General features: G+C 37.2%; 5 protein-coding genes. 4 read left to right on the forward strand and 1 reads right to left on the reverse strand.

Annotation, left to right across the window (positions count from 1 at the left end; genetic code table 11):
* The 4 genes from L647_RS0100245 to L647_RS0100265 all read left to right on the forward strand — a co-directional run.
* Window positions 1–2,895 (forward strand): cadherin domain-containing protein (locus L647_RS0100245; protein WP_024609432.1); only part of this gene is annotated, 2,895 nt, incomplete at its 5' end.
* 3 nt (window positions 2,896–2,898) lie between these two features.
* On the forward strand, window positions 2,899–3,732 hold the full coding sequence (locus L647_RS0100250) for an MBL fold metallo-hydrolase (protein WP_024609433.1): 834 nt from the start codon (window positions 2,899–2,901) through the stop codon (window positions 3,730–3,732).
* Between the two features lie 20 nt (window positions 3,733–3,752).
* Complete coding sequence (locus tag L647_RS0100260; protein ID WP_076917031.1) at window positions 3,753–5,972, forward strand: adenylate/guanylate cyclase domain-containing protein; 2,220 nt, start codon at window positions 3,753–3,755, stop codon at window positions 5,970–5,972.
* A complete protein-coding gene (locus L647_RS0100265) occupies window positions 5,944–7,605 on the forward strand; it encodes an HD domain-containing phosphohydrolase (RefSeq protein WP_024609435.1) in 1,662 nt (553 codons plus the stop codon). Before L647_RS0100260 ends, L647_RS0100265 begins: the two co-directional genes overlap by 29 nt.
* A 350-nt stretch (window positions 7,606–7,955) precedes the next feature.
* On the opposite strand, the gene L647_RS0100270 is transcribed toward L647_RS0100265, so the two are convergent.
* Window positions 7,956–9,383 carry an NAD-dependent succinate-semialdehyde dehydrogenase gene (locus L647_RS0100270; protein ID WP_024609436.1) on the reverse strand — a complete coding sequence of 476 codons (1,428 nt, stop codon included), beginning with the start codon at window positions 9,381–9,383 and terminating at the stop codon, window positions 7,956–7,958.
* Window positions 9,384–9,863: the final 480 nt, after the last annotated feature.

Consider the following 9,863-nt stretch of genomic DNA (forward strand, 5'->3'; position numbering starts at 1 on the left):
ACTGCCGATAGTGGCTCAGTATCAGTAGTCGATAACAAAATACAATATACACCGCTAGCAAACGCTAATGGCGTAGTTAGCGTAAGTTACACCTTAGACGATGGTAATGGTGGCACCAGTACTGGCAATTTGTTGATTACTGTTACCCCTATAAATGATGCGCCTGTTGTGTCTAACCAAAGCTTTAATGTTAGTGAAAATGCAACTGAGGGTGACACCATTGGTACAATTAGCGCTTCAGATATAGAAAACCAAAACTTAAGCTACACCCTGATCAACGACAGCACTGGCTTATTTGAAATAAATAGTAGCTCTGGTTTATTAACCGTAAAAGGTGTGCGTCCATTTGATTTTGATACCACACCACAATATACATTAAGTATAGATGTAGTTGACGATGGCACACCAAGTGAAACGACAACAATTAGCGTAACCATTAATATAAACGATGATACTGACTCACTCATCCCTGTTGAAGATGCAACATTTGGTCGCCCTATCACTGGCGATTTAGACCTTTCTGGTGTTTTTTCAAGCGGTGAGTTTAATGACAGCATCGAGCTAAATAATAATATTTACTTTGTTGGGGTTAGCAATAATGACGACAAAGATATTGTTATTGCCTCGTATACAACAAATGGGGCACTCAATACGGCATTTAACAACGATGGAGTTAAAGTAGTCGATTTAGCAAACGATGAAGAAGCCACCGCAATTATATCTGATGGCATTAGCCTTTTTATTGCTTATTCTAGTTTTGATGGTAGCAATACCGAAGCATGCTTATTAAAAATGAGTACCGCTGGCGTACTGAGTAATGACTCTGGTGACAATAACTCAGGTACCCGTTGCACGGCTCTCGCAAGCACTTTAACTATAAATGACCTTGAGTTTAATGATGATAAAATTCAAGCGGTAGGTAAAGCCTTTAATGGTAATGATAATGACAGCTTATGGATAAAATACGATAGGTCTTCATTAGAACTTGAAGTAGGTAGCCCTAAAATAGTCGATGTTAGCGGTGAAAACAGGGATGATGAAGCGTTTGCTATTAAAAACTTTGATAGCTCTGAGCTAGTAGTTGTAGGTAGCGTAACCAGTGCTAATGGCGACAAAGATATACTGATCCGCTATTTAATCTCGGATGGTGAAAATAGCGGTAGCTTTAATGGTGGTTCAGCATTTACATTTGATTTATCTGGTGAGAATAAAGATGATGAATTATTTGCAATTGGCGGAGCTAAAAGCATTGATTTTACTGCACTTGCAGGCGGTTACGTAACTCGTACCAGTGGTGAAAAAGAAGCGGTTGTTTTAGCAATTGATAAAACAGGTGCGCTTGTAACGAGTTTTGGCAATGCCGGCACTGCAATTTATGATATTGATGGTAATGGCGGCAATGGAAATGGTGGCGCTAGTATCACTGGCATAAAATACGAACCTATAAAAAATGAAATTATTTTGTCAGGTACGACTGGGATTTCAGCTACTGAAAAGTTATTTTCTGCGCGAATTCTAACTGCTGATGGTTCACTTGATAGTGCTTATGGCGCAACTGGTATTAATATTATCTCAGGTGTTAGTGGTAAACAGGTCGCTAAAGCAGCCACTATAGATTCTAACGATACCGTATGGATAGCAGGTGCTAATGACGACTCAAACACAAAACCTTTTGTTACTGCGATAGACGACCAAGCTGCATTATTTACCAATTTTGCTGATGTTGGTTACCTTACTTTTAGTACTATAAGTGCTGAATCTGACGATCAATCAATCAAGGTTTTACAACTTAGTAATGGCGCTCATGCAGGTAAATATATTCTTGCATCAACAGCTAAATCAAATTCAATTATTAAGTTAATATTAACCCGGTTTACAAGCGCAGGTACTATAGATACAACCTTTAGCAACACGGGTCACAAAGAAATAGCTGTGGATTTAAGTACACCTAATATAGCTTTAGCTGAACTTAATAACGGAAACTTAGTCATTGCTGGCTCAAAAAGCAAAACAGGTGGTGAAGAAGGCTTTGTAGCTAAAGTTGATCAAAATGGTGATTTAGATACTTCGTTTGCAACAGATGGTATTTATTCAACATCAGTCAATAGCGCAGAACAACTTAACCTAACTGGTCTGGCACATAATGATGGCGATATAGTGGCTATTGGCTCTGCTGTAATAACTGGAACCCCTCGCTCATTTATTATGATGCTTGAGGAAGATGGCGAACTTGAGGACGACTTTGGTGATGATGGAATTATTTTAGGCACTCCTTTTGAGTACTATGAAAGTATTCATATTAATGATGACGGTATTTTTGTTGCAGGTAAATCTGTATCTGGTGCAACGTCTGAGTCAATAGTATTAAAGTTAGACTCTGACGGTGACCAAATATTTAAATATACGAGCGAGACAACTACAGATACAGAAAATAAAATCATATCGTTATTAGAAGGCAGCTCTAACAAGCTCTATTTAATTACTAATTTTGTTGATAGCCCTAATAAGGCAAGTGTAATTAGATTATTACCGTCAGGTTTGATAGACAATAGCTTTGCAGTAAATGGCATAGGTCAATATGTATTAGCCTCAACAGGCGATACCGAGATAAAAAGTGCAACACTTGATAGCAATAACAATATTGTATTAACGGGTATGGGAAATAATAAAGGAATGCTGGCGCGTATTTTAGATAATGGCACTGTAGACACTACATTTGGGCAAAATAATTCTGGATTTTATGAAGCAAGTCAATGTGCAAACACCCAAGAATTTACTTCAATTATTTTACAAAGTGACACCCAAGTAGTTGTTAGTAGCACTTGTAATAATGGGGTTTCTAACAATGTAAGTATTTCTAAGTTTAATTTTTATATCGGTGGAGTTAAGCCTTAAATTATGAAAGTGGAATTTTTTGGAGTGCGAGGCTCTATGGCTTCAGCACGAAATAATACGCACGTTTTTGGGGGCAATACCTCATGTGTTTATATTGAACAAAATAATGGTAAAGACCTTATTCTAGATTCTGGTACCGGTATTGTAGAGCTAGGTACACGTTTACTTGAAAAAGAAAACCCTATCACCATTTTGCTCACACACAATCATTGGGACCACATTCAAGGCTTTCCTTTTTTTAAACCCATTTATCAACTCAACCGCGATATAACTATTGCGGTTGGTAATGTTGACGATAAAAAAAGTGAAGATGCAATATTGAAGCAAATGAGTGGTTCATATTTTCCTGTTTGTTATGAAGACTTACCCGCTAATATTACTCTTAATACAACCTTATCATCGCAAAAACACTTTACCATTAATGATTTTTCGGTATCGACAGCACCATTAAATCATCCAGGCGGCGGCACAGCCTATTGTGTTAATGCAGATGAAACAAAAGTGGCTTACGTAACAGATAACGAACTCAACCCACCAGAAAAAGTAAAAACAAGCATAAATGAATGGGTTAACTTTATTAAAGGGGCTGATTTACTTATTCACGATGCGCAATTTTTAGATATCGATTTACCTCTCAAACATGGTTGGGGTCACAGCACCATAGATCAGGTTGCTGAGCTCGCCATAAAAGCGAAGGTAAAAAATGTTGTTATTATTAGCCATGACCCTTCAAGAACAGATGAACAGCTGGTCGCAATAGAAAAATACCTGCAAACAAACTACGGACAAAAAATCACAATTGAATGTGGTCGAGAAGGACGAGTTTTTGATTTTTAGTCTATCAAGGAGCTGTAGTCATTAGCTCTTTAAAACCAATTATTTCAAAACATTTTTTTATTGGCGCTGCCATTACACTATTAATTGCATCGATCGAGCTCTTCTCGACAGGATCACTAGCAAAACTAATTAACCGTGTTGAAGGAATAATATACGACTCTCGCCTGTCACTAACGCTCTCGGATACACCAAGGCGTGTTGATGAGTCTGTCGTAATAATTGATATTGATGAAAAAAGCATGCAAGAACAAGGTCGATTCCCGTGGAGTCGATCTAAAATAGCTGAACTAGTTATAAAACTAAGCGATGCAGGCGTTGTTGTAATTGGCTTTGATATATTTTTTTCTGAACCAGAAGTAAATCCAGTTACAAAAATCATCTCTGAAATCCCTGATTTATCAAAAAAATATAATATCCCTCTTGCCGTAATTAAACAGCAAGTAGATGCTGATACAAAGCTAGCAAACGCACTATCTCAAAATGATACCGCTCTTGGGTTTTTATTAATTAACGATAAACTTAGTCACCATAGCTCGCCTGCTAAAAGCAGTGTTTTGTGGAAAAACACTGATCATGCAAATTCACAAATAAATCAATTTTCTAGCGCTATTGTAAATATCCCTAAGCTGCAAAGTGCTGCAACAGGTACCGGTTTTATTAATGCACACAGCGACGAAGATGGCTTTATCCGAAAAGCAGCGCTTGTTAACCGAGTTGGTGAACAACTCTACCCTTCTTTAGCACTTGAGGTAGCTCGGCTTTATACACTTGCCAAAAACATAGAAACCCGCTCCACTATATTGGATGATATAACTTTATTTGAAGGTATAAAATTTCAAAACAAATGGATTCAAACTGATGAATATGGGCAAATACTAATTCCTTATAAAGGTCGTGCACATAGCTTTCCCTATTACTCTGCCACAGATGTACTTACTCAAAAAGTGGGTTTGGAAGAACTAGAAGGAACAGTTGCTTTTATTGGCACCTCAGCTATTGGCTTAGCTGATTTAAGGGCAACACCTGTTGGTTTACAATATCCAGGTGTTGAAATACATGCCAATATATTTGAAGGATTAATGCATCCAGAAATACTGCCCTCAAAACCTAACTGGACTTTAGCTGCTAGCTTACTCATTATTATACTAATAGGCAGCGTATTATCGTTTTTTAGTTATGGAAAAAGTGCACGTTTTATCATTGTTTTATCACTTGTTATTACATGCGCGGCAGTATTATTAAATATTTATTTATGGTCAATACAAAAGGTTAGCTTGCCTTTATTGATGCCACTTGTGCTTATAACAATATTAGCCAGTTATTATATTGTTGTTGGGTCAATTGCTGAAATGAAACACAGCCGAAAAATTAAGTCTATGTTTGACCAATATGTCCCTCCTGAACGTATAAACCAGCTTATACAGCAAGGTAATGATTTATCTCAAAAAAGTGAACGACGAAACATGACGGTATTATTTGCCGATATTCGTAGTTTTACTTCGTTATCAGAAAACATGTCGCCGCACTTGTTAAGCGAATATTTAAACGAATACCTCACTGCTATCACTAAAATAATATTCAGCCATGACGGTACTATTGATAAATACGTAGGCGATATGGTGATGGCATTTTGGAACGCACCATTAAAAGATGATAACCATGCTCAGCATGGTGTTGAAGCAGCAATAAACATGATTAAAGGGCTAACCCACATTAACGTATTATTTGTTGAAAAAAACCTGCCGGCAATAAAAATTGGGATTGGTTTAAGTACGGGCGACATGAATGTAGGTGATATGGGCTCGATTTATCGTAAAGCCTATACAGTACTTGGTGATACTGTTAATTTAGGTGCAAGAGTAGAAAGCTTGACCAAGTATTACGACGTGTCTATTCTAGTTACTGAGGAAACAATGCTAGCATGTTCGGATATTACATTTCGTTTGATAGATAAAGTACAAGTTGTAGGAAAGACAACTACAGCACTGTTATTTGAGCCGATTGATTTTACAAAAAAACTAAATACTGATCAGTTAGCTGAAATAAAAAAATCATTAGTAGCAATAATATGCTTCCATAATAAAGATTGGAAACAAGCCCTTTCATTATTTAAAGAACTAGAAAGAACATCGTTATTTAATTCTCACGTATACACTATTTTTATTAAGCGAATCCAAGAAAGTGATTTGCAAACACTCGCACAGGATTGGAATGGCGCCTTTATACATACAAAAAAGTAGTAAAAATATGCCTCAGCACATTAAAGATAAAACATATCTTCATCACTTTATCGATATCAGTATTAGGCTAACAACTGAGAAAGATTCAAGTAAGTTACTTGATGAAATATTGCAAGTTGTTATGGCTATATCCAACTCCGATGCTGGGTCTATCTACTCTATAACAGATGATAAAAAGCTAAAGTTTGAAACAGTAATTAATAAATCGTTAGATCTCTACTTAGGTGGTCACTTAGGAAACCCTGTCGACTTTCCTAGTATTGATCTTTTTATTAATGGAGAAGAAAATGAAGCTGCGATAGTTGCCCTCGCTGTTAATTCAGGCAAAGTAATTAATATTCCTGATGTTTATGATGCACTGCCTTTTGATATGAGCGCAGCGCGTGAAATAGACGCACGCACTGGCTATCGAACTAAATCAATGTTAACAATTCCATTAAAAGATCATAACGACGATATTATTGGGGTTATTCAGCTTATTAATGTGAAAGATGAGAACGATCAGATAATTCCTTTCAGTGAAGATCTTGTCACTCTAATCCGATCTTTTGCCTCTTTAGGTGCTATTTCATTAACTAATTCCACATTAATTAAAGACATGGAAGTGCTTTTTTCAACTTTTGCGGAAGCTATCGCAATGGCAATCGATGAAAAATCACCTCATACAGGAGGTCACTGCAAACGAGTGCCAGCACTAACGTTAATGCTTGCTGATGCGGTCCATGAAATAGATAAAGGTCCACTTGCCGAATTTACAATGAGCCCTGCTGATCGCCATGAGCTAAACGTTGCGGGATGGCTACATGACTGTGGGAAAATTGCTACGCCAGATCACATCATGGAAAAGTCGACCAAGTTAGAAACTATTTTTGACCGTATAGCGTTTATTGACGCTAAGTTTGAAATTATTAGCCGTGATTTAGAATTATCTTATCAGCAGCAAATTATCTCTGCACTGAAACAAAATAAGCCAATTGAAGTTTTACAATTTGAACGATTACTTGATACTGAACTTAAGCAATTAGCATTAGATCGTGCATTATTGCAAAGAGTGAATATTGGAGGGGAATTTTTAGGTGAAGAAGAACAAGCCCATATAATAAGAATATCAAAACAGTATTCACTAAAAATAAATGGCGAACAAACACCATTACTTACTGCCGATGAAGTTGAAAACCTAATGATACGACGTGGCACACTTACACAAGGTGAGCGTGACGTAATGAAGCGTCATATGGATATAACTAAAAATATATTAGATATTCTGCCGTTCCCTAAACACTTAAGTAATGTAGCTGAGTATGCGTTGGGTCATCATGAAAAGCTAGACGGTACAGGCTACCCTCGCGGATTAACGAAAGATCAAATGTCGGTGCCTGCTAGGCTGATGGCTATTACTGATATTTTTGAAGCACTTTCGGCTGTAGATAGGCCTTATAAAAAAGCAAAACCGGTAAGTGAATGCTTAAATATTTTAGGCACTATGGTTAGTAATAACCATCTTGATCCTGATATTTTTGCCGTTTTTATTGAGTCTGAAGTATACAAGCAATATATCAATGAATTTGCTAACCCAGAGCAATTGGATAAGGTAGATTTTGACAAGCTTCCAGGCTATACCCCCATAAATTAGTATACTGAACTTATAAGTTTAAAATTACTCTTCTGTATTTAAGCTAATAAATAGAAAGTTTATGAATGTTGGGTATTGAGGCTTTAATTAGAACAAAAAAATGCCACCTTACGGTGGCATTTACACACGGGGTTATTTCTACTTATAGAAATCCTTTTACTTTTTATTAGTTTTTTAATGTTGTTTTATTAACAAAAAATATGCATCCAAAGGTAGCATTTAGCGCTATTGGTAGCAACAGTAAAAGGGAAAGTTCATATATCTGCCATATTAATGTAATAAAAAAGTGTGGATAAATGGATAAATCAATGACAAGCACGAAGTAATTTCGTGCTTGAGTGAGCTTTAAATTATATTTTAATGCAGACGTATTTCTCTTCTAAATACTCATCAAGCCCTTGATGCCCGCCTTCGCGCCCTAAACCTGATTGCTTAACACCACCAAACGGCGCCACAGGATTTGATATAACGCCTTCATTTACGCCAACCATACCAAATTCAAGCCCTTCACTAATACGGTAAATCTGCTTTATATCTTGGCTATAAAAATAGGCTGCTAAACCATAAGGTACATCGTTAGCAAGTGCGAGAACTTCACGCTCTTCATCAAAAGGAATAACCGTTAACACTGGACCAAATACTTCTTCATGATAAATGTCCATTTCGGTCGTCACGTTATTTACAATTAGAGGGTTTTGAAAGCTCCCACCTAAATCGCTGTTATCACCGATAAGTGTCGCGCCTTTATCAAGTGCATCTTGCACTAGTTGTTGTACTTTATCTTTAGCTTTAGGGTAAATAAGCGGACCTATATCAACATCATCTTCTAATCCATTCGCTACTTTTAACGCCGCTACTTTAGGTGTGATTTTTGAGAGTACCTCATCGAGAATATTACGCTGTATAAAAATACGATTTGCCGCTACACATGCCTGACCACTATTTCTAAACTTAGCCGCCATCAACCCTTCAATTGCTTCATCTAGGTTTGCGTTGTCAAAGATAATAAAAGGAGCATTACCACCAAGTTCCATTGAGGTACGTTTAATAGTATCTGCACATTGTGATAGTAACTGCTTACCTACTCCAGTAGAGCCAGTAAATGTAAATTTACGAACAACCTCTGAATCGGTCAGCATTTTGCCTACTGTTTTGGCATCCTGTGATACTAATACGTTAAATGCACCTTTAACAAAACCGGCTTGATCGGCTAGATAAGCAAGTGCGATAGCACAAAGTGGTGTGTGCTCAGAAGGTTTTAGTATAAAGCTACAGCCCGCAGCGTAAGCTGGTGCTACTTTTCGAGTAACCATAGCAACAGGGAAGTTCCATGGTGTTATACCGGCTACAACACCTACAGGCTGCTTAAAACTAGTTAAACGATGGGAGTTATCTGTTGGGGGAATAACATCACCGTAACTACGCTTTGCTTCTTCTGCAAACCATTTTATAAAACCGGCACCGTAATCTATTTCGCCCAATGACTCCTTAAGTGGCTTACCTTGCTCTTTAGTCATAAGTTCAGCAAGTGTTTGCTTATGCTTTATAACAAGCTCGTACCAGCGCATTAGTGTTTCACTTCGCTCGGTTGCATTGGTTGTTTTTAGTTTAACAAAAGCACCTTGAGCAGCTTTTATTGCATTATTTACGCCCTGCTCGTCGATATCACTTACATCAACTATGCTTTTTTCGGTAGCGGGATCGTTAACGCTAAAGTGCGTATTCGTTTTATAAAATTCACCGTTAATAAATGAGTCTGAGAAAGTTAAATTATTCAAAATAGATCTCCTAAAGGCTGCGTATAAAAATTACAGGTACGTTTTAATTTAGTAACAAGCGAGGTGTAAAACCTCACCTACATCAGCACATACACCAAACCTGTAGGTGCGATTTTATATGGCGCTTATGTAACTGCTTTAATTCAGTTTTAATGCAGGTTTAATTTAGTAACAAGCGAGGTGTAAAACCTCACCTACATCAACACATACACCAAACTTGTAGGTGCGATTTTATATGGCGCTCATGTAACTGCTTTAATTCAGCTCTAATGCTGCTTTAATAAAAACATAGCGAGGTGTAAAACCTCACCTACATCAGCACATACACCAAACTTGTAGGTACGAATTTATTTCGCGCTCATATAACTTGGCTTTAATGCCGCTTTAAAACAAACATAGCGAGGTGTAAACCTCACCTACATCAACGCATACAACAAACTTGTAGGTGCGAATTTATTTCGCGCTCATGTAACTGCTTTA

Origin of the sequence: Pseudoalteromonas sp. TB64 (assembly GCF_000498095.1) — a bacterium.
Classification (GTDB): domain Bacteria; phylum Pseudomonadota; class Gammaproteobacteria; order Enterobacterales; family Alteromonadaceae; genus Pseudoalteromonas.

Bases quoted from the DNA above. Each gene is read 5' to 3' on its own strand.
- L647_RS0100250 (WP_024609433.1), top strand. From the start codon at position 2,899: ATGAAAGTGGAATTTTTTGGAGTGCGAGGCTCTATGGCTTCAGCACGA.
- L647_RS0100265 (WP_024609435.1), top strand. From the start codon at position 5,944: ATGGCGCCTTTATACATACAAAAAAGTAGTAAAAATATGCCTCAGCAC.